We start from the raw sequence: 21,753 nt of genomic DNA, 5'->3' as shown, positions 1-21,753 counted from the left end.
GCTGTTCCGGGAACAAAGATAGGCAGGCAAACAGGCCCCGCCCGGTTACGCGCGGCAGGGTGCAGCGGGTTGCGCAGTTAAAAAGTTGCTGGGCGAGAGTCTGTCAAGACAGAATATTTCACCGCGCCACCCGTTTTTTCCAGCCTTACCTTTGTTTACTGAAACGCGAATCCACTCTTCACCTTTTCATATACCTCCCCTTTGCTTCTCCGCCTGCATGTGCTGGTTATACTGGCCTTTCTGCTGTTTTTTGCCGTTAAAGCCGCGCTGCTGTTCCTGAACCGCCAGGAAGCTCTGCGCACTCTGCGCGCCCGCACCCGCGTGGTCGATTCTCTGCTAGGCTTCCTAATTTTGGTTACGGGGGGCTGGCTGCTAGCTACCTACCCTGGCGCTATACCCGGCTGGCTCTGGACTAAGCTAGGTTTGGTGCTGGTGCTACTGCCGCTGGCCATTGCCGCCATGCGCCGCCAGTACAAGCCGGGCGTGGCCCTTACGCTACTAGGCTTCTTGTATGTATATGGCCTAGCCGAAACCGGCAGCCTGACGCTTCGGCGCCCTACCCGGCCCGTAGGCAGCCTAGCCGCCCCTGGCCTGCCCGAAGCCGTTGCCACGCCCGACGCCGCCCCACCCGTTGACACCCTGACCACCGACCCAGCCGGAATTTCCGAGGCCGAAGCAGCGGCGCTGGCAGCCGCGTCGGCTAGTGCCGCACAGGCCTCACCACCGGCTGAGCCTGAAGTAGATGTGGCCCTGACAGAAGGCAAAGTGCTGTTCACGAAGAACTGCGCCGTATGCCACGGCTCCGACGGCCGCCTTGGTTTAAATGGTGCCCACGACCTCAGCAAAAGCAACCTCAATACCACCGGCCGCGTGTACATGGTAACGCAGGGCCTGGGCAAGATGCCTGGCTTCAAAGACCAGCTCACGCCCGGGCAGATTCAGGCCGTAGTGGCGTATTCTCTGACCCTCAAGTAATCTGTTAGCATTGCTCGACCCATCCGAACCTTATTATATAGAAAACTGTTTTTATTCGTTATTCTCTCCCTTCCCAACCCACTCTTTCCTTTACATGGCCAAGAAATCCAACGCTGGCGGCCGCCAGCATACCAATAGTACCCGCCACCCCGGCGCCACCGATAACATACCTGGTCGGGTAGGCCGCTTGCTGGCCAAGGGCAATAAAGACGCCACCTACGATACCGCCGTGCAGCGCGAAACTGCCGTGCTGGTAGCCGTACCCGATAAACGCCAAGCCGACGCCCGCACCCAGGAATACCTCGACGAGCTGGCTTTTCTGGCTGAAACGGCCGGCGTAGACGTGCAGCACCGCTTCGTACAGCGCCTCGACAAGCCCGACATCCGCACGTTTGTGGGCGAAGGCAAGCTGGCCGAAATCAAGGCTTACGTACGGCACAAAGGCATTACGGTGGTCATTTTCGATGACGACCTTTCGCCTTCGCAGCTGCGCAATCTGGAAGCCGAGTTGGAAGTGAAAATCGTGGACCGTTCCCTGCTCATCATCGATATCTTTGCCACGCGGGCCAAGTCGGCTACGGCACGGGCGCAGGTGGAGCTGGCGCAGTACCAGTATTTGCTGCCTCGCCTAACGGGCCTCTGGAGCCACTTAGATAAGCAGCGTGGCGGGGGCGTGAGCCAGCGCGGACCGGGGGAAACGGAAATTGAGACCGACCGGCGCGTGGTGCGCGACCGGATAGCCTTACTCAAAGAAAAGCTCAAGGACTTCGACAAGCAGAGCCATACCCAGCGCAAGTCGCGGGGCGGCATTGTGCGGGTGGCGCTGGTGGGCTACACCAACGTGGGCAAAAGCACCATCATGAACCTGCTGAGCCGCTCCGACGTGTTTGCCGAGAACAAGCTTTTCGCCACCGTTGATTCTACGGTGCGTAAGATTTCGTTCGACAATGTGCCGTTTCTGCTGTCCGATACCGTAGGATTTATCCGCAAGCTGCCTACTCGCCTCATCGAGAGCTTTAAGAGTACGCTCGACGAAATAAGGGAGGCCGATTTGCTGGTGCACGTGGTGGATATTTCGCACCCCAGCTTCGAGGACCAAATTGAGGTAGTAAACGAAACGCTCAAGGATATTGAGGCCGCCGACAAGCCCATGCTACTCGTCTTCAACAAGATAGACCAGTACCGCCATGATACTGAAGAGGAGAAGCAGGCTGGGTTCGAGGGTATGAACGAAGACGAAGACGCCCCGCAGCGCCCTACGCTTCAGCAGCTCCAAGCCACTTACATGGCCAAGCTACATGACCCGGTTATCTTCATTTCAGCGCAGGAGCGTGAAAACATCGACGAGTTACGGGCCCTGATTACGCGGCATGTAGCCGAGATACACTACCAGCGTTACCCTAATTCCGGCATGAATTTCACAGTGGAAGCCTAGATTCCAACCAACAACCCTGAAAGCTCTGGCAAATTGCCAGAGCTTTTTTTATGCCTCTGCTCCACCATAAATGACGGCTATCCTTCTAAATTCTTTATATATACATTCCTATATTATACAAACATCTTAATTATACACACTAAATGTTAACATAATTTCAATACATTCATCCTTTCCACACTATCCCCACCAACCAAAACCAAATCAGCCCTACTCATGAAAGGAAAATTCTACGCTCTTGCCCTTTCCATTTTAGGCATGGCCTCCGCCGCTTCGGCCCAAGACCTCCGCTTGACTTCCAGCAAAACTCCTACGATACCCGGACGCCAGTGCGCTACCATGGATGTGTTGCAGGCCCAGCTAGCCGCTGACCCCTCGTTGGCGAAGCGTATGGCTACTATTGAAGCGCAAACCCACACATTCCAGGCCAACCCGGCTAGCATAGCCAGCCGCACCACGGCTGGCGTGGTTACTATTCCGGTGGTAGTGCATGTGGTATATAAGACCGCTGCCGAAAACGTATCCACTGCACAAGTGCAGGCGCAAATTGACGTACTGAATAAAGACTTCGCCAAGCTCAATTCCGATGCCAACTTGGTGCCATCGGCTTTTTCTGGATTAGCCGCTAATACCAATATTCAGTTTGTACTGGCCCAGCGCGACCCGAATGGCAACCCTAGCAATGGTATTGTGCGCACGCTCACCAAAACCACGTCGTGGAGCTCCAATGACGCCGTGAAAAACGCCAAGCGCGGCGGATCCAATGCTTGGCCCACCAGCTCGTACCTGAATCTATGGGTATGCAATTTGGGCCAAGGCCTGTTGGGTTACGCTCAGTTTCCAGGCGGCTCGGCCAGCACCGACGGCGTAGTGGTGCTGTACTCCTCGTTGCCGAACGGCTCGGCCGCTCCCTACAACAAAGGCCGTACTGCCACCCACGAAGTGGGCCACTGGCTGAATCTGCGCCACATTTGGGGGGATGCCAGCTGCGGCAACGACCTGGTGAGCGACACGCCTACTCAGCAAACCGCCAACTATGGCTGCCCCAGCTTCCCTCACGTAACGTGCAACAACCAGGGTGACATGAGCATGAACTACATGGACTACACCGACGACGCGTGCATGTACATGTTCTCGACCGGTCAAAGCACTCGTATGAATGCGCTATTTGGGGCTGGTGGAGCTCGCGCTTCGCTGGCTACTTCGCTAGGCGGCACCGCTCCGCGCCAAATGGCTACCACCAAGCCCGAAGTTCAGCTATTCCCGAACCCTGCTACCCAAACTTTGAACGTAACGCTGCCCGCCGAAAAAGCCACTACCTGGACCGTGAAAGTGTACGATTTGCTGGGGTACGAAATGAAGCAGGCCCGCTACAACGGTAAGTCACAGGTAGCTGTTTCAGGCTTACCACAGGGGCTCTACCAAGTGGTTATTTCTGATGGCCAACAGACAATTCGCCAACGTTTCCAGAAAGAATAGTTTACTTACGTAAAAATCGGCGCGTGTTGCAGCACCGTCGGCTCTGCGTAACCAATCTATTGTACCACTCACCAGTTGAAAAGCCTGCCACTCCGGCAGGCTTTTCTAGTTTCTGAATCTCATTTTATTAATTCATAATCAACGCAATACGAAGCATCGTTAGTACTGCATGGCACGGCCCGAAGCATTATTTTCCTGTTGTGCTTGGGCTTGGCAATAACCATTTTGCAAGCCACGTAGTAAAGAGGCGTGCTCCCAAGTTATACCCACCTTGTTCGCATGAAAACTTTATATCTGATGCGCCACGCTAAATCCAGCTGGAGCTTCGACGACCTCACCGACGAGCAACGCCCCCTCAACGACCGAGGCCGCGACGACGCTCCCCGTATGGGCCAGGCCCTGGCCAAACGCAACATCAAGCTGGATTTGATTATCTCGTCGGGGGCGGTACGGGCCATGACCACTGCGGCCTTGGTAGCCAAAGAGTTGGACTATCCGCACGAGCGAATAGAGGTGCGCCCCGAAATCTACCACGCCGAGGTACCTACCCTGCTGGAAGTGGTGCGCTCCTGCCCCGACACGGCACAATCGGTGCTGATGGTAGGCCACAACAACACCATATCAGAGTTTGTGACCTTGCTTTCGCCCGAGGCTATCAACGAGGAGCTACCCACCGCCGGCGTGGTATGCCTGCATTTCCACACCGAAACATGGGCTGGCGTAGACCAAGCCAACTCCGAGTTCTACTTCTTCGACCGACCCAAGGACAACCACTAAGAATCATACAACGCAAGCGCTTCATTTTATGCGGCTTACGCTGTTAACTGAGGCGAGGCACTCTACCTTCCTCGCTTCATTCCTTTCATTGAACTGCCCACCGTCTCATGGAAAAAACCGAGAAAAAAGTTGCTACCAAACCGGTACTCCTGAACCGGGAACTGAGCTGGCTAGCCTTCAACCGCCGCGTGTTGCAGGAAGCCCAGAACCCCGACGTGCCGCTGCTGGAGCGCCTGAAATTCATGGCTATTTTTTCCAGCAACCTCGACGAGTATTTTAAAGTCCGGGTGGCCACGCTGCGACGGTTAGTGAAGCTGAAAAAGAAAACCCGCGCCAAGCTCGGCGAAGACCCCACTCAGCAGCTCAGCCAGTTGCTGGAAGAGGTGCACCGCCAGCAGCAGGAGTTCGGCGAAACGTTCCGGAATAGTTTGCTGCCCGCTTTGCGCGAAAACCACATCCACCTGGTTTCGGAGCACGACCTGAACGATGAACAACGGCAGTGGATACAGCAATATTTCGAGCAACACGTCCAGGATCTACTGTCGCCGGTAATTCTGGACGAGAACCTGCACCATTTGTTCTTGAAGGATCAGACGGTGTACCTAACCTTCTACCTGACCGAGCCCACGGAAGCCCCCAAAAAGAAAAAGCACGCCGCTGATACCGAGCGGATGCTGGTGATGGAGCTACCCGTGAAGCGCCACGGTGGCCGCTTTGTGCAGTTGCCAGCCCAAGGCGAAGAGCAGTACGTCATGTTCCTCGATGACGTAATCCGGTGCTGCGCGCACACGCTGTTCCCGAAGTTCGGCAAGATTCAGGTGCAGGCCATTAAGCTTTCCCGCGACGCCGAATTGGACATTCAGGAAGAGGTGTCGGGCAACCTGATGGCCAAAATTAAGAGCAGCCTGCAAAAGCGCGAAACCGGCTACCCCGCTCGCCTGCTCTACGACCCTACCATGCCCAAAGAGGCCATGAAAGCCCTGATGCACAAAACCGGCATTGGCAAGGATGAACTGGTAGAAGGCAGCCGCTACCACAACTTCCGCGACTTTTTCGGTTTCCCAACCTTCGGACTAACCAACTTGGTGTACGAAGCACACACGCCCCTGCCCCATCCCACGCTGCCCCGCACTGGCGCCATGCTGCCTGCCATTGCCGAGCGCGACCATCTGCTGAACCTGCCTTACCAGCCCTTCGATTACGTGACGCGCTTTCTGCTGGAAGCCGCCAACGACCCGCTGGTTAGCGCCATCAGCATCACGCTGTACCGGGTTTCCAGTAAGAGTGAAGTGGCTAAGGCGCTGCTGAAAGCTGTGAAGCACGGCAAGCAGGTAACGGTGGTGGTGGAGTTGAAGGCCCGCTTCGATGAGGAAAGCAATATGTATTGGGCCGAGAAGCTGCAAAAGGCCGGCGCCAACGTCATTTATGGTATTCCAGAACTGAAAGTGCACAGCAAGCTGGCCTTGGTTACGCGGGCCGAAGAAGGCCACAACCATCTCTACGCCTACCTAAGCACTGGCAACTTCAACGAGAATACCAGCAAGATTTACGCCGACCACGGCCTATTCACTGCCGACCCGCGCCTGACCAGCGAAGTGGCCGAAGTGTTCCGCTACTTCTCCGACCGGCAAGACAAAACCGGCAGCTTCCAGCACCTGCTGGTGGCGCCGTTCGAGTTGCGCGAGAAACTCAACGCCCTCATCGACCACGAAATAAAGCTGGCCGCACAAGGGCAGGATGCTTACATTATCCTGAAGCTGAATGCTTTGCAAGATGACCGGATGATTCTGAAGCTCTACGAAGCCAGTGAGGCCGGCGTGCGGGTGGAACTACTGATTCGGGGCATTTCGTGCCTAATACCGGGCGTTCCGGGCCAGAGCAGCAACATCAGCCAGCGCGGCATCGTGGATAGGTACCTGGAACACGCCCGCGTGTACGTGTTCGGCAACGGCGGCGAAGAGAAAATCTACGTGGCGTCGTCGGACTGGATGGCGCGCAACTTGGACCGCCGGGTGGAAGTGGCTTTCCCGATTCTGCAAGACGACCTACGCAAGGAAGTCCGCCATCTGCTCGACCTGCAACGCCAAGACAACGTAAAGTCCCGCGATTGGCAGAACAACTTCTTGTCAGCCGACTCGCCCAACGCGCCGCAAGTCCGGGCCCAGTCCGACACCTATGCTTACCTGAAAAAGCTTGGTCGTAAGCGTTCCAAAAAGCTGGCAGAAAAGGAGTAGCGTAGTTTCTGCATAAGAATAGCGCCCGCCCCGGTTGTTACCAGGGTGGGCGCTATTATTTTATAAGGGTTGGCTTTCAGCAGGCCAGTTTAGCGCCCCACCCCAAACATGCCCAACAGGCCTTTAGTGGGCACAATGAATATTTCCAAGCTGGCGTAGGGGGCCCAATCGAACTGGCTATCAATGATTTTCTGCCGGTCGCTGTTGGTTTTATCGAAGGCATCGAAGGCATAGTTGTAGCGGTAGCCGCCTTCTACGCCCAGCCAAATAAAGTCGTACAGTTCCCGCTCCCAGCGGCCCCGGAGTTTTACTTCAGTTTCGCGTAGCTCTAAGGTGCGCAACGGCTTAATATTGGGCTCGGGCGTACCATCGGCGGTACGGCGCACCAGCGGCGTGTTCAGCTTCACGATGTAGTTGAAGCCATCAACCGTATAGCCAGCCGTGAAGATGGACTTCGGCGACACGTTGTAGCGGGCTGATACGCGGGCCGGAAACAGAGCTTCCAGGCCCCAGCGCGAGTTGAAGGTGCGGTTGTAGAGCACCGCCGGATAAATACTCTGTCGGCCGAAGGTGTAGCCCAGCTGTGCCCCTACCCCCCATGAGAACGTGGGGCTGCGCTTCCAACCATAGATGAACTCCGACGATACCCGGAGATAGTCGCTCACGTTCAACTCGTTGGAGGTATAGTCGCCGCTTAGCTCCCCCTTGATACGGAAGATATACCAGTTCACGGTATTCACCGGCCGGATAACCGCCAGCTGCGCACCCAACGTCTTCAAGCCCTTGTTCTCGATGTTGTCGTACAACTCGTAGCGGGTAGGCGTGTTCTTGAATTCAAACTCTTCCCGCTCGTAGTTCACCCCTAAAATCAGCTTCAGGTGAGGGTGATTGAGCATCGGGATATAGCCCTTGATGATGAGCCGGGCGTTTTTCTCGGCGTCGGCGGAGTAGTTGGGTAGGTTGGCAACCTGCGCTTTAGAGGTAACTCCAAACGTGGGCATTCGCTCGTAGTGAAAAACGATGCCCTTGGTGGGTCCTTGGTTTACAACGGAAGGTGTAGCAAACTCCTGGTCTTGGCCTACTTGGTCGGTAGCGAGGGTGTCGCCACGGGGCGGAGCCGGGGCCGGAAATACCGGTGTTGGCGAGGCCGGTGTTACCTGTGCCACAGCAGACACGGCCAGTAGCAAGCCCCCTACGCCCAACACCGATTTGCGCACCGCACGCGCCCACATACAACTAAAAACCAGCATACGCTTCAAAGTCAAAATTTGGTAATCGTTGAACTGTTTGGTCTTAACGGGTGCGTTGCTAAAAAGGCTGAGCCGCACGCCCGGTTTTTTATGCATGTTCTCACCTGCGGATTACCTCCTCACACAAAGAGCTGACCTAGGATGGTCAGCTCCCTGCTTGGGACGAGTATCGAGGTCTATTAAGTTTATCCGGCGGCAGAAATCAGATGCCGCATAGGCCCTTAAAACAGGAAGTCGAAACCTAGGAACACCAAGTTTTCTTCGCCCTGTGAGTAGGTGACATTGACAACGGCCTGCTTGAGAATATCCACCCACACACCTCCACCATAGGCGGTATGGTAGGCCTTAAGGCCGGTTTTCACGTCGTACTGCGAGAACACACGGGCGGCATCGGCCAGACCCATGATACCGAACTTGCCGGGCAGCAAATAGGCGTTGAACTCGAAGAGCTGAATCCGTACCTCGGCGTTGGCGAAGGCGCTGGAGCGGCCCGCATAGCGCGTGCGGCGGTAGCCGCGCAGATTGGTGGTACCGCCCAGCGTGTTGGCCTGGTAGAAACGGTAGTCGCCAAGGTTGCGAGCGGCTCCAATGCGGCCAGCCCAGGTGAGTTGGAATGGGAAGTTGGGGCTTAAATAGAAGCGAAATTCGGAGGCTAACCGGCCGTACTGCAGCTTCTCGGCATTGAGCTGGTGGTTGTACTCCACCGAGTTATACCAACGTAATCCAATCCGTGGGTTCTTCGGCGACGAAGCCGCGTCGATGTTCAGGTAACCCCGCGCCCCAAGGTAGCGGTTCAGTTGAAAGTCAGAGGAACGAATACCTAAACCGGCACCGCTCACCCCGTTACCACTGGCGTCGAGCCCGTTGCGAATCTCGCTACCGATTTGGTTAGCATCCACCCGAAACTGGTCGTACTGCGGGCCGATACCCACTTTCAGGAAGCTAAACACATCACGTTCCAGCACCGGGGAAATATACAGGCGCGAGAAACGCACCCGGTAAGTGTCGTTGATGTCACGGTTGCGGGCATCGGTGTCGTCGGCCAGAATATTACGCGTGTCGTTGCCGGAGCCGAAGTAGTTGTAGAGTAGCTGCGGACCATAAAGCTGAGCCGTCACGCGTAAATCAGTTTTGCCAAACACATCCACAAAGTGCCCCAGGTAGCGCACGTTGTAAGCACTTTGCGAAGGTGAGTAGTTGGCGGCCAAGCTTTGCTCGGTGGCGTAGGGCTCTTTGCGGAAGCCGTAGGTACGGTACACCGCGCCCCCGCCTACAAATACCCGGTCATCAATGTTGTAGCCGAAGTAGGCCGTGGGGCCGAAGTAGTTCAGAGTATAGTCTTTGCGGTCGGAGCGGTTGTGCACGTCATAGCGGCTCACATCAATGCCCGGCTCGGTACGCAGGCGCGTGTCGCGGCCCGGCGTTATCACATTGCCAGTGTCGGCATCATAAATATGCGTGTAGTGGCGGAAGCCCGCTACGTTGGAGCGGTCAGTAATGGAGTCTTTGTCGGTGCCGGCAATGATGCGAACTTTGGTGCCTCGCTTCACGTCGCCTTTCACATCGTACACGTCGTTGCCCTCGAAACCGTAGAGGCGCAGTTCCTTGGTTACTTTGTTGTCGAAGGTACGGTCGAAGAGCGTTTTGCCTAGCGCGCCTTCCTTGGTGATTTTGCGCACCGTCACGCGGGTTTTATCGTCGGGCAAGCGCTCTACCACAAACTTTTCGCGCTTGCTAGATCCTTTCACCTCGGTCACCTTGCTCACCACTTCATAGTAGTCGGCGGCCAATTGGGGCAGCAAGTCGCGGCGGCTTTTCAGCTTGGCTATGATTTCGGGGCCGTGCTGGTCGTAAATCTGCTTGGGCCAGCGCTGCTTGAACGCCTTTTCAATTACGTCGTCGGTGAGCGACGCTTTCATGTCTTCGGCCTGCTTCACCCACTGCTCTTTGGTCACGGAAGCCAAGTACACCCGGTCGTTGCTGAGGGCGGTCAGGTTGAGGCCTTTCCAGTCGGCATAATCCGCCCCGAAATTCTGGAAATTGCGGATGGCCCACTTGCGCGACGCCAAATACGGGAAGATACCGTCGCCCTTAAAGAAAGCTACGTCCCGGTCTTCGGGCACGGCCGTGAATTTCCGGTCACCGTCTTTGTCTTTTTTCTCGGCCCAGCGCCACTGGTCTTCGTGCCGGTCCCAGTCGCCAATCCACATATCGAAGAGGCGCGAGCGGGCAAAGGCTTTTTCATCTACGCGGTTATCGTTGTCTTGCACTAGGCGCTCAAACACTTTGTCGGTGCCCACCAGATTTTTGGCGTTGCCAAGGGAAGCTACGTTGCTTTGGTTTTCGTTGGCGTCTTCCTCAAGAGCAGCGGGTGTGTTCGAGAATCGATTGAGGTACTGGCCCAACAACGGGTCCTGCGGTACAAAGCGTAGCTCGGGGTTGGTGTGCAGAATACCTGCTGCCGTAGCCAGCGGCGGAATAGCTAGCGAGGCATACGGGTGCTGCGCCGAAATCTGGTCTTGCAGAATGTCGGCGGCGGCGCCGGAGCGAAGAGCTTCGGGCAACACGGCCGACGGATCTTTGTTGAGGCTACGGATGGTGAAGAGACGCCCTTCTTCATTGCGTACTTTCAGAGAAGCTGTTTGCTTGCCACCGCCAATTTTATACGGCGTCAGACCACCTTTCTCGGTGGCCAAGTCCAGCACCGGAAACTTCACCGGCGTGGCCCACTCTTGGCGGTAGTGTTTACCGAAAAACGCCTTATGAATACCACTCCGGTCGGCGTAGCGCTGGTTTACGGCTAGCGTTACGGTGCTGTCTTTGAAGTTGGGCCGCGGCCCTGTGGGTACTGGTGCCGCTTGGGCATCAGTCACTAGGGGCTGGGCGTACAGTGGCGTGCGGAACACCAAGCGGGCTGTTTCGCCTTGGTCGTTCGGAATGTAGTACTCCACCCAGGCCTCGCCGTCGTCGTAGTAGTTCACCCGGGCAATGCCTTTCTCTTTGTCGGAGAACATGGCATCGGCACCGCTGCCCGAGCGGGTGTGCTGGGTTTTACAGCCCGAGCCGCTCACAATCTGGTGGTAAGTGGGCGTTTTGAAGTATTGTAAATTGTGCTCGTGGCCCGAGGCGTACACAATGTTCGGGTGCTTGGCAAAGATGTCTTCCAGCCCCTTTTTATACGCCTGGTACAGCGGATGCGGAATGTCTTGCGAGATGCCGCCGTATTTGCGCGCAAACGGGTACACCGACCCAATCACCGGCAGCGGCAGGAAGGCGTACTTGTACACGATGGAGAGCGGGAAAATATGGTCGCCTAGCGTGAAGTAGCCCCCGTGAATGCCATCGGACTGGATTGGGTGGTGCGCCACCACCATGATGTTCTTGTCTTTGTTGCGCTCAATAATGTCCTCGAGCTGTGTAAAGAAGTCGGTTTCGTTGGCTACCCCGCAACCACTGTTGGCCCCGTACGGCCGCTCGGCTTCGCCTTGCAAAAACCACTGCGAGTTGATGGCAATCATCACTAGGTTGTCCTGCAAACGCACCTCAAATGGGCCAGGGCAGGCATCCCGCGGAATAAAAAAGTCGCCAGTGTAGGAAAACGCCGCCGAATCGTTGGTCATGTAGTTTTCCACGAACCGCTGCTGCCGGTTCACCTGCTCCACGGCACCATTGCGGCCCTGTTTCCAGTCGTGGTTGCCCGGAATCATATATTTCTCGCCGGCGTAGTTGCGCAGGATATCCAGCTGGTCAACAATGCGGCGCTCCGACTCCTTACGGTCAAGGGCGCCCTCTTCGGGCATACCGTACTCGTATATATTGTCGCCGAGGTAGATGGTAGTGCTCTTGGAGCCAGTCGCCATAATCTGCTTGCGCAGGAAATTCAACGATGGTTCCCCGCCTTTATCGGCCGCAATGGGCTTGCCCACGTCGCCAATCAAAAATACGGTATAGCGAATGTGGGAAGTGTCGGGCGGTGTTTTCGACTCCCAGTTTTCTCCGCCGTGGTTGTAGTTTGGGCGGATGGGGTGCGGAGTCTGTGTGGTTTTTTGTGCCCATGCTGGGGCAGCGCCTAGCGTCCAAAGCAAACCACAAAACAAGGAAATACGCTTCATAAAGAGGCAGTAGTAAAAAAGTGCAAGCAGGTTAATGGTATCTGAACCGTTGAGGCTAGGCCGTAGTTATTGGGAAATACGAGTAACTTCCTGAAACGGGTGCCCCGAGCTTTGGCAGGCCATAGTGCCTGCCGTACGCAAAGCTACCATTCACGGTTCAGGCAAAAGGTAAAAAACCTCAGCGTTTGATTCGCGTTCAAAGTTGGTTGGGGACGCCGCCCCGCTCCCGTCGCTCATCCCCAGTAATTCGAATGGAACCCACGGAAACGCTCGAACCGGCCAAGGCCGGCAAATCAGAAATCTTGAAACAGGCTAAAGCCTACGTCACGCAGTTGCTGGAAGAGAAGCTTCCACCGCAGCTGGTTTATCATTCGCTGAAGCATACCGTTACGGTAGTGAAAGAGGCCCGCACCCTCGGTGAAGATGCCGGCCTAGAAGCTCCCGACCAGGAGGCGCTGCTGCTGGCCGCCTGGTTTCACGACACGGGCTACATTGAAGTAAACGACGGGCACGAGTACCGCAGCATGGCCATTGCCGAGCAATGGCTGCGCCAGCAAGGCTACCCCGAGCCCCGTATTCAGGTGGTAACCGATACCATCCGGTGCACACACCGCGACGAGCCCTCCGAAACCGAGCTGCAAGAGTTGCTCCAAGATGCCGACATGAGCGGCATGGGCCGCGAGGATTTTTTTGCCAATGCCGAGTTGCTGCGTGCCGAGTGGGAAACCACTTTGGGCAAAACTTACTCCAACGTGGAATGGGCCGAGTCGCAGCTGGATTTTTTGCTATCGGCTAAGTTTCATACCCGGGAAGCCAAAGCCCGCTACGGGGAGCAGTTCAAAGCCAACCTGAAAGAGCAGCGCGACCTGCTGAAGAAAACCGAGAAAAAGAAAAAGAAGAAAGAAGAGGAAGCTACCGGCACCTTCGCCGAGCCCAAGCGCGGTATCGAAACTATGTTTCGAACCATGTATAGCAACCACATGAAGCTTTCAGACATGGCCGATAAAAAGGCCAACATGATGATTAGCCTTAATGCGGTGCTGCTCTCAGTTATCATCACCTACTTGGGGGCCAAGGCCGGCACCAAATCGGGCGTGCTTAGCCCCACTATCATGAACAACCCGGTGCTTACTATACCAATTGGGCTGCTGCTGGCTACGGCGCTGGGCTCGGTGGTAACGGCCATTTTGTGTGCCCAACCCGACGTAACCAGCTTTAAGTGGCTGAAAAAGAGCCCCCAGATTGCCACCAACCGCCGCGTGAACCTGCTGTTTTTCGGTAACTTCAGCAAACTGAGCCTCGATGACTTCCACGCGGGCATGAACCAGATTATGGGTGAGAAAGAGGCGCTCTACACCAACATGGTAACGGACATCTACTACCTTGGCGACGTGCTGACCCGTAAATACCGGCTGCTCCGCATCAGTTACACCATCTTCATGGTCGGCCTGATTCTGACCTCGTTGTCGTTTGGTATTGCGCTGCTATACAAGATGTAAAGTAGCTGAGGAATAAAAGCAACCAGGAGGCAAAGACCGTTATGTATGGTTCTTGCCTCCTGGCTGCTTTTATCCCTCAGCTACAATCCCCTACCTTTGTGCGCTCCGTTACCGGCCCCGTAGTTCAACGGATAGAACAAGGGTTTCCTAAACTTTAGATGTGAGTTCGATTCTCGCCGGGGCCACATGATACTATTTACAACAACGCCGCCTGCCTGGTATACTGGGCAGGCGGCGTTGTTTTGTCGGACCTACGTGTAGGCTATATTAAAACAGCCGGAATTCGGCTCTTCTTTGATATTATTTTAAATAAATCATCAAATTTTTGAATATTATAAATATTATATCGATTTTGGTATTCTTGAAATCCGGTCTTTTACGCATTCCGTAGATGGCCGCACGCCCTGAGTACCCGCACTACCATACCTCTTGCAATTTTAGTTTATTTTAATGGAGTCCCTGTTCCTTTCCCCGGCGCCGCAAGGCCGTCGGGTGTACTTGTATGCTGTACCCGATGGTGTACCACTCTACTTCAAGCACAGCGAGCTAACCCCGCAACCCGGCTACCAAACGCTCTGGCGTGGCAACCCTGATTCCATTCAGGAACAGGAAGCCGCCGCGCTAACCGCTCAGCTAACTTCCGGTAATGCTGCTACTTACCGTAATTACCACCTTCCGCCCAGCGAAAACGACAAAGGCTTTACTACGGCCAAAGAGTCGTTTCAGTCGGCGGTGGAACGGCTAGCCCGGCAACTAGAATACGCCGAGGGTACCTACCCCACTGAAGTGCTGGTAGGCGAAGTACCTGGCTAATAAGCATTTCTTATTCATTGAGCAAGCCGTTAGAAACGGCATATTTGATAAGCGCAGCCGTATTCTTGGCTTGCGTCTTCTCAATTATGTTCTGCCGGTGTGTTTCAATGGTCCGCTTGCTGGTAAATAGCTTGTCGGCTATTTCGGCGTTGGTCATACCCTCGGAAATCAGCCGCAGCACCTCTAGTTCCCGCTTCGACAACTCGCCCGTTTTAGGGCGGGTTGCATCGGTGGGCTGCGCCGTGGTGCGCACTATTTTGTAGAGCATATCCAGCCCGATTTCGGTGCACAGGAACGGCCGGCCCGCCGCTACTGTCCGGATAGCATGTGTTATTTCGGTGATGTCAGCATTCTTAAGCACGTAGCCGGTGGCGCCAGCCTCCAGCATACGGTGCACGTAGTTTTCGTGGTTGAGCATCGACAATACCAGCACCCGCACATCAGGGTACTGCTCCCGCAGGTGCTCTATGGTGGCAAAACCATCCATCACAGGCATATTAATGTCCATGAGCACTACATCAGTGGGTGTGGTGGGTATCAGGTCTAGCAATTCCTGGCCGTTGCTGGCTTCTCCTACTACTTCTAGGTCTGGCTGTTGGCTAAGCAAGGCCCGAATACCGTCGCGCAGAATAGTGTGGTCGTCGGTCAGCAGTACTCGAATCATAGCAGAAAGGAAGAGAAGAAATGGAACGCCGGCAGCAGCCTTACCGCGGAAGCAGCCAGCTAAAAGCAGTACGTACAACAGCGTCAGGTGGATTAGCCGCTTGCAAGCCACTATTTGTGCCGCCGCTTTGGTAACGCGAAGCTAGCACGAATGAAAAATCAGGTAAATTTTCCTTCTAGTGCTACAGTTTAGAAGCATAACTGCATTTAGAGCCAACAGAGCCGCCTGCTTTTTAGTGACGTGACAGCAGCATATTTTAACTGATGGACCTGAAAATCAGTGTTTTTCCGCACCAGTACTAGGTATTTATCACTAGTATTTAGTACTTTTCATATATAATATTTGCAGTATTATCACCAGCAAAGTGAAGTCTATCGGACAACACGGCACCCAACCCAAAAAACCAATTAACGTATTTTATATCAGTATTTTACCTCATCAAGCTTTACCTCACTATTTCGAGTTCTTCTACTTGCTTTTACAGTAATACCTCGGCTTCTCAGTTCTGCCTCCATGCACGTGTACCGCGAAATTCTACCGGAGAGTTATCTGCTGATTTTAACGGGTAGCCATTTCACTGATGCGCACACGTTGCAGCGTGCACTACACCGAGCCGGCGGCAGTGGCAAGGCCAACATCTGGATAGATTGCAGTGAGATGTCTCACCCGACGACGGCCGTTGTAGAGCTGCTGGGGCAGTTTTGCAAACAAGTGCGCAGCCGCGGCATCGAACTAATCTTGTGTCATCTTGAAGAAGAGTGCCAGCATGCTGTGCAACAGCTCCCTACGGCTGCGCAACCCCTCGTTCTGGCTACCCTACTCGATGCTTCTTTGTACTGCCGCAACCTACATTTTAGCACATTGCCTTCGGTAGCATAACGAACTGTATTCAAGTATCTAGCATCCCGATATGCTAGGTGATTTTGTGCCCACCCTAACTGCTACAGTACCCCAGCCAGGCCGCCAATAGTAAGGGCCAGCACCACCGTATTGAAGCCAAACGAAAGCAGGCCGTGCAGCAAGGCCTGCCGCCGGAGCTGGCGGCCGGAAATGCTGACATCGGCGGTTTGGGCGGTCATGCCAATCACGAACGAGAAATAGGCGAAATCTAGGTAATCAGGGGCATGCTCACCGCCCGGAAAGTCTAGCCCGCCTTCTGCCCGACCGGTAGCAGGGTTGTAGAACAGGTGCGCATACCGTAGCGTGAACAGCGTGTGTACCAGCAGCCAGCTGGAAGCCACGCCAGCTATAGCCAGCCCCACGTGCAGATTGCGCAGGTGCCCGCCCACGCTATGCACCGACGATAGCAGAAACCCCACCGCCAGTAAGCTGGCACTGGCCGCCAGCAGCGCCAGCCCAAACGATATGTGCCGGCCAGGGTCGTTGCGGGTGGCTACGCGCCGGATGTGGTTGACTTCGGCCGTAATGATTATGCTCCAGGTCAGGGCCAGCGTGGTTAGTGCAAAGGCGTCCCAGGCGGCCATGAGGCGAGTGAGCAGTTGCCAAGCTGCCGGAGCTGCCCCATACAGCAACGCCGCCGGTACCAACCCCAACGACAGCCGCAGCCAACTGGGCAGCAAGCTAATCCGGTGCATCAAACTGGGGGCAGGCAATGGCGACATCGGGCAGGGCAACAAGTGAAAATGGTGTTGTAAGCTACAGGATTTCGCAGGTACCAACAGTATAGGGCGGGAGCCTAGGTGGCGGTTCGGCGGCGCAAGTTGCGGCGGCACCGTACCTTGGGGCGTTCCTTACGATATGCCCACTTTATGAACTCTGCCCCGCTGTCTGGCCTCTACGCGCCCTCGCTCAGTCTCGTCACCGATTTGTATCAGCTGACTATGGCCTACGGCTACTGGCAGCAAGGCATGCAGGACCGGGAGGCGGTGTTTCACCTTTATTTCCGCAAAGCACCATTTCAGGGCGGCTACGCGGTGGCTGCCGGGCTGGCACTGGCTGTGGATTGGATGGAGAATTTCAGCTTTTCAGACGACGACCTGGAATATCTTGGCAGCCTGCGCGGCAGTAAAGGCACGGCGCTGTTTCCGGCGGAGTTTCTGCGCTACCTGCGCGAGCTGAAATTCACCTGCGACGTGGAAGCCATACCCGAAGGCACGGTGGTGTTCGGCAACGAGCCACTGCTGCGGGTGCAGGGGCCACTTTTGCAGGCGCAGCTACTAGAAACGGCGCTGTTGACCGTCATGAATTTCCAGACCCTAATTGCCACCAAAGCAGCCCGCATCCGGGAAGCAGCCGGCCCCCAGGACCAGATTCTGGAGTTTGGCTTGCGGCGGGCGCAGGGCTTCGATGGGGGCTTGGGTGCCAGTCGGGCGGCTTATCTGGGCGGAGTTGATGCTACGTCCAACGTACTAGCCGGGCAGCGCTACGGCATTCCGGTGAAGGGTACCCACGCCCACAGTTGGGTGATGGCCTTCGAGGATGAGCCGACTGCCTTTGCCGCCTACGCCAAGGCTTTTCCTGATGATTCGGTGTTTCTGGTGGACACTTACGACACGCTGGAAGGAGTGCGCCACGCCATTAAAGTAGCCCGTGAGATGCGCGCCAACGGCCACGAGTTGGGTGGCATCCGCCTCGATTCGGGCGACTTGGCCTACCTCAGCCGTGAAGCCCGCGCTTTGCTAGATGAGGCAGGTTTCCCGAAAACTCGCATCGTAGCCAGCAACGACCTCGAAGAAAACCTCATTACCAGCCTGAAAAGCCAGGGAGCCCGCATTGATACCTGGGGCATTGGCACCCAGCTCGTGACGGCCTACAACCAGGCGGCGCTGGGTGGAGTGTACAAGCTGGCGGCCCTGCGCAAAGCCGATGATTCGGGCTGGGACTTCACCTTGAAGCTTTCCGAGCAGCTCATCAAAACCAGCATTCCCGGTATTTTGCAGGTGCGGCGCTATACCAGTGAGAAAGGCCAGCCCCGCGCCGACATGCTCTATAACACCGCCGAGCCCCTACCCGAAAAGCTCAACCTGATTGACCCATTTGACCCCACGCGGCGCCGCCCCGTACGCCCGGAGGCTAGCTTCAAAGAGTTGCTGGAGCCGGTGTTCCGCAACGGCCAGCGGGTGATGGATTTACCTACTTTAACTGAAAGCCGCGCCTACGCCCAGCGCGAAGTACAGAGCCTCGACCCTAGTATCCGCCGTTTCCTGAACCCGCACGTGTACCCGGTGGGCTTAGAAGAAAGCCTCAACACCTTCCGCACCAATCTGATTCTGGAGAAACGCCCGCAACGGCCGGCGTAAACAGCAAAGAGCCCCGAGCGTATCTCACTCGGGGCTCTTTGCTGTTTAGGTTGCTCCAAACTTCTTCCAGAGCTTCGGCAGCATCTTGGGGAGTTGGTTTTCGGTCCAGTCTTCACCTTTGGTTACCGAGCCGTAATCGTAGTCCAGTCCGCGGCTGTGCGCTATGTCCCGTGGGAACGTTGCCTCGTTGTCTTCTTCCTTGGTGCCCGTGCGCTTTTCGTATGCCTGAGTAGCTACATATAATAACTCCTCGAAATCAAGGTAAGGCTCTTGCACGACGGTTGCCAGGGCGTCAGGGTTGCGGAGCGCACTAGTGAATACCACCTCCCCCTGCCCAACCAGCCAGCAGCGGAAGTACAAGTAGGAATCGTCGGTTACGTAGCCGTTGAGGATTTTTTGGGCGGCCATGACGTTGAAGTGGTCGGCCTCAATCAGGTACTCACGCAGAATACACTCGAATTCGATAATCTTCTCGGGGCTGAGTTGTGCTAAGCTGTTGATTAAGGCTTGTTCTTGTAGTGCCTGGTTGCCTTTCGATATTTCTTTGGCTGCCTCAATCAGTTGCCAGAATTCCTTTTTATCCATTTCTAGGGTGGGTATGATGCAGTATGCACGAGCGGCGAAGTACACCAAAACTCTGTACTTCAGCAACCGCAGCCTATACTCCTAGCCCCCACCAACGCTGCTATTTTTGCTGCGTATTGAATACCATACCAGCACACTCGTTGCTAGCCGCATTTCGGCGGCCACCGCAACCTAACCATTTGCACTTCATGTCAACGCTAAAGTTCAAAACCAGCATCAACTGCGCCAACTGCCTGCGCGCCGTTACACCCTTCCTCGATGCCGAAGCCAGCATCGAAAAGTGGCAAGTAGACACCAACGACCCCGCCAAAACGCTAACAGTAGAAGGCCCGAACCCCATTCCTGAGCTTATTATGAAAGCTGTTGCGCAGGCTGGGTTCGACATCGAGCCGGCAGCGTAACTACTTACATTCTAGCATAACACGGGCCGGCAGCTACTATAGCTGCCGGCCCGTGTTATGCTGGGGCATATTGTAGCGGGTGCTGCATAATGCAAGAGCTTTAGCACCTTTGCGCCGCCGGAAGACGTATATCCTACATTCTCCCCATCGGTGCCACCCAGCACACTACCCCATCCGCTTATGAAAACGCTCCTGTTTTCGTTGTTTTTGCTGTTCGAAACGCCTAGTAGCGCCCAGCACACGCCGTATGCCTTCTCCTTGCTCCCGCTTGATGCAGCCACTAACCGGGTGGTGTACACGGATAAAGTAGCTGCGGCAGGCTTGTCGGAACAGGAGTTGCTCACGCGCGTGCAGGAACTGTCGGAGCGGCTGCCTAAGGGCTACCGTGCCACCAACTACCGCACTAACACTGCCGCCGGAACTGCCAGCGCGCAGGTGGCCGTGAAGGATGGGCAAGAAGCCTACAATTTCCTGCTTTCTCTGAATGTAGCCGAGGGTGCCTACACCTATCAGCTCCATAACCTTACCTACACCCGCTCCGATAACGCCCGCGCCGGTAAATACAGTACTGGTCCTTTCACTACCGGCATCGAAACCGTGGTGTACACCCGTCCCAGCAAGTACCGCGCGAAGAAGCTAGCTCAGGTTGACACTCACATGCGGCGCTTCATCAGCGTTTTGAATGATACGCTACTGCGCGAGTCGGCAGAAGTAGCCACACAGTAACTGAACTTATGTATGGTCATTTCGAGTGAAGCGAGGAATCCAACTTAATGGTTCGCTGTGAGCAAGACCCCTCGTTTCACTGGAAACACCGTTGTATTCATTAGTCACCGTACCCCAAGCTATACCAGTTCTTTGCGGTAAGTCTTTTCGAACTCCTCGTCCACGTGGTAGATGGACTCTTCGTGCTGGCTCAGGTCGAGGCCCAGCTCTTCGTCGGCTTCTTTCACCCGCAGGCCAAACAGGGCATCCGTCACCTTCAGCAGCACCCACGATACAATGGCAGTGTAACCAACAACGATGACCAAGCCGAGTAAGTGGTAGCCGAATACGGTAGCTGTGCCATTCACTAAGCCTACGTTAGCCGCAAACACGCCGGTGAGCAGCATGCCCACGATGCCGCCCAAGCCGTGGCATGGAAACACGTCCAGCGTATCGTCAATGCCGGTGCGGCTGTTTTTCCAATGCACGCCCATGAAGCTGATGCTGGAGGCCACTACCCCAATCAGCACGCTTTGGCCATAATCGACGTAGCCAGCGGCGGGCGTAATGGCCACCAGCCCAACTACTGCCCCAATGCAAGCCCCCATAGCCGTAGGCTTGCCGCCGCGGGCCACTTCAATCAGCATCCAGGCTACCAGCGCGGCCGCCGAAGCCAGGTTGGTGTTCACGAAAGACAACGAAGCCATTTCATTGGCACCCAATGCCGAGCCGGCGTTGAACCCGAACCAGCCAAACCACAATAAACCCGTACCCAGCAATACAAACGGCACGTTCGGCGTCGAGAACGACTGGCCGCGGTGCGTTTTGCGCGGACCCAGTACCAAGGCACCTACCAGCGCCGCTACACCCGCCGAAATGTGCACCACCGTGCCACCAGCAAAGTCCAGCACGCCCCACTTGCGCAGGAAACCCTCAGGGTGCCAAGTCCAGTGGGCCAGCGGGCAATAAATGAACAGGCAGAACAAGATGATGAACGCCAGGTAGCCTTTGAAGCGCACCCGCTCAGCAAACGAACCCGTAATTAGGGCCGGCGTGATGATGGCGAACTTCAGCTGGAAGGCAAAGAACAGCACCAGCGGAATAGTCGGCGACAACGTGGGGTGAGTGGCGGTACCTACATCTTTCAGCAGAAAGAAAGTGCGCGGGTCGCCGATGAAACCCCCAAACGAGTCGCCATAAGCCAGCGAGAAGCCCACGAAGTACCACACCAGTGAAATCACGCCCAGGGCCACGAAGCTTTGCAGCATAGTGGAAATCAGGTTTTTAGGGCGAACCATGCCGCCGTAGAAGAACGACAAGCCCGGCGTCATCAGCAGCACAAAAGCCGAGGCCGTTAGCATCCAGGCTACATCGGCCCCGTTGATGGTATTGGGCGCGGCGGCGGGGTGGTTCACTTTCACGAATCCGGCTACCGCGCTCAGCACGAAGAGCACGAGCAGCGCCAGCGTGCCGTAGTTCAATTTAGATTTTGAATGTACTGTCTGGTCCATGAGGCAGTTAATTGGTATATACGTTGTGGTTTATCAGCTTCCGGGTTGTAGCC

17 protein-coding genes and 1 tRNA gene are annotated in these 21,753 nt (G+C 55.6%); 12 read left to right on the top strand and 6 right to left on the bottom strand.

The window, feature by feature from the left end; genetic code table 11:
- Positions 1-201 precede the first annotated feature (201 nt).
- The 5 genes from G536_RS31715 to ppk1 all read left to right on the top strand — a co-directional run bounded on the left by G536_RS31715 (position 202) and on the right by ppk1 (position 6,900).
- Positions 202-975, top strand: a complete 774-nt coding sequence (locus G536_RS31715; RefSeq protein ID WP_157530298.1) for a c-type cytochrome — start codon at positions 202-204, stop codon at positions 973-975.
- A gap of 94 nt (positions 976-1,069) precedes the next feature.
- Positions 1,070-2,410: a GTPase HflX gene (hflX, locus tag G536_RS0101640; RefSeq protein ID WP_022821834.1), complete on the top strand. Its 1,341-nt coding sequence runs from the start codon at positions 1,070-1,072 to the stop codon at positions 2,408-2,410.
- 216 nt (positions 2,411-2,626) lie between these two features.
- Complete coding sequence (locus G536_RS32855; protein WP_022821833.1) at positions 2,627-3,889, top strand: M43 family zinc metalloprotease; 1,263 nt, start codon at positions 2,627-2,629, stop codon at positions 3,887-3,889.
- Between the two features lie 279 nt (positions 3,890-4,168).
- Positions 4,169-4,666 carry a SixA phosphatase family protein gene (locus G536_RS0101630; protein WP_022821832.1) on the top strand — a complete coding sequence of 166 codons (498 nt, stop codon included), beginning with the start codon at positions 4,169-4,171 and terminating at the stop codon, positions 4,664-4,666.
- A gap of 107 nt (positions 4,667-4,773) precedes the next feature.
- Positions 4,774-6,900, top strand: coding sequence for a polyphosphate kinase 1 (gene ppk1 / locus G536_RS0101625; protein ID WP_022821831.1), 2,127 nt, complete (start codon positions 4,774-4,776; stop codon positions 6,898-6,900).
- Positions 6,901-6,989: 89 nt separating this feature from the next.
- On the opposite strand, the gene G536_RS0101620 is transcribed toward ppk1, so the two are convergent.
- Together G536_RS0101620 and G536_RS0101615 are read right to left on the bottom strand one after the other, a co-directional pair.
- Complete coding sequence (locus tag G536_RS0101620; RefSeq protein WP_157530296.1) at positions 6,990-8,132, bottom strand: DUF6268 family outer membrane beta-barrel protein; 1,143 nt, start codon at positions 8,130-8,132, stop codon at positions 6,990-6,992.
- A gap of 239 nt (positions 8,133-8,371) precedes the next feature.
- Positions 8,372-12,262 (bottom strand): metallophosphoesterase, encoded by a 3,891-nt coding sequence (locus G536_RS0101615; protein ID WP_022821829.1) that lies wholly within the window; start codon positions 12,260-12,262, stop codon positions 8,372-8,374.
- Positions 12,263-12,513: 251 nt separating this feature from the next.
- Between G536_RS0101615 and G536_RS0101610 the strand changes: the two genes are divergently transcribed.
- The 3 genes from G536_RS0101610 (at position 12,514) to G536_RS0101600 (ending at position 14,574) form a co-directional block, all read left to right on the top strand.
- The gene (locus G536_RS0101610) at positions 12,514-13,761 is read left to right on the top strand and encodes a Pycsar system effector family protein (protein WP_022821828.1); all 1,248 of its coding nucleotides are present in this window, start codon (positions 12,514-12,516) and stop codon (positions 13,759-13,761) included.
- A 113-nt stretch (positions 13,762-13,874) separates the two neighbouring features.
- Positions 13,875-13,946: transfer RNA gene (locus G536_RS0101605), tRNA-Arg, on the top strand.
- A 265-nt stretch (positions 13,947-14,211) separates the two neighbouring features.
- On the top strand, positions 14,212-14,574 hold the full coding sequence (locus G536_RS0101600) for a hypothetical protein (RefSeq protein WP_022821827.1): 363 nt from the start codon (positions 14,212-14,214) through the stop codon (positions 14,572-14,574).
- A 10-nt stretch (positions 14,575-14,584) separates the two neighbouring features.
- On the opposite strand, the gene G536_RS0101595 is transcribed toward G536_RS0101600, so the two are convergent.
- Positions 14,585-15,238 (bottom strand): response regulator transcription factor, encoded by a 654-nt coding sequence (locus G536_RS0101595; protein ID WP_026879747.1) that lies wholly within the window; start codon positions 15,236-15,238, stop codon positions 14,585-14,587.
- 513 nt (positions 15,239-15,751) lie between these two features.
- Between G536_RS0101595 and G536_RS33020 the strand changes: the two genes are divergently transcribed.
- Entirely contained in the window at positions 15,752-16,117 is a 366-nt protein-coding gene (locus G536_RS33020; protein WP_022821825.1) for an STAS domain-containing protein, read from the top strand.
- Positions 16,118-16,179: 62 nt separating this feature from the next.
- On the opposite strand, the gene G536_RS0101585 is transcribed toward G536_RS33020, so the two are convergent.
- On the bottom strand, positions 16,180-16,860 hold the full coding sequence (locus tag G536_RS0101585; RefSeq protein WP_022821824.1) for a DUF1345 domain-containing protein: 681 nt from the start codon (positions 16,858-16,860) through the stop codon (positions 16,180-16,182).
- 147 nt (positions 16,861-17,007) lie between these two features.
- On the opposite strand from G536_RS0101585, the gene G536_RS0101580 reads away from it, so the two are divergent.
- The gene (locus G536_RS0101580; RefSeq protein WP_022821823.1) at positions 17,008-18,498 is read left to right on the top strand and encodes a nicotinate phosphoribosyltransferase; all 1,491 of its coding nucleotides are present in this window, start codon (positions 17,008-17,010) and stop codon (positions 18,496-18,498) included.
- Between the two features lie 45 nt (positions 18,499-18,543).
- Here G536_RS0101580 and G536_RS0101575 read toward each other — a convergent pair whose 3' ends face one another.
- Positions 18,544-19,083: a DUF4240 domain-containing protein gene (locus G536_RS0101575; RefSeq protein WP_026879745.1), complete on the bottom strand. Its 540-nt coding sequence runs from the start codon at positions 19,081-19,083 to the stop codon at positions 18,544-18,546.
- Positions 19,084-19,271: 188 nt separating this feature from the next.
- Here G536_RS0101575 and G536_RS0101570 point away from each other — a divergent pair, with 188 nt between their 5' ends.
- Both G536_RS0101570 and G536_RS0101565 read left to right on the top strand, forming a co-directional pair.
- The gene (locus tag G536_RS0101570) at positions 19,272-19,484 is read left to right on the top strand and encodes a heavy-metal-associated domain-containing protein (protein ID WP_022821821.1); all 213 of its coding nucleotides are present in this window, start codon (positions 19,272-19,274) and stop codon (positions 19,482-19,484) included.
- A gap of 180 nt (positions 19,485-19,664) precedes the next feature.
- Positions 19,665-20,210 carry a hypothetical protein gene (locus G536_RS0101565; RefSeq protein WP_022821820.1) on the top strand — a complete coding sequence of 182 codons (546 nt, stop codon included), beginning with the start codon at positions 19,665-19,667 and terminating at the stop codon, positions 20,208-20,210.
- Positions 20,211-20,329: 119 nt separating this feature from the next.
- On the opposite strand, the gene G536_RS25770 is transcribed toward G536_RS0101565, so the two are convergent.
- On the bottom strand, positions 20,330-21,700 hold the full coding sequence (locus tag G536_RS25770; RefSeq protein WP_051166817.1) for an ammonium transporter: 1,371 nt from the start codon (positions 21,698-21,700) through the stop codon (positions 20,330-20,332).
- Positions 21,701-21,753: the final 53 nt, after the last annotated feature.

The organism is Hymenobacter norwichensis DSM 15439, assembly GCF_000420705.1.
GTDB classification, from domain to species: Bacteria; Bacteroidota; Bacteroidia; order Cytophagales; family Hymenobacteraceae; genus Hymenobacter; species Hymenobacter norwichensis.
The sequence above is the reverse complement of the archived record's forward strand: the minus strand, read 5'-3'. Positions and strand labels throughout refer to the sequence as shown.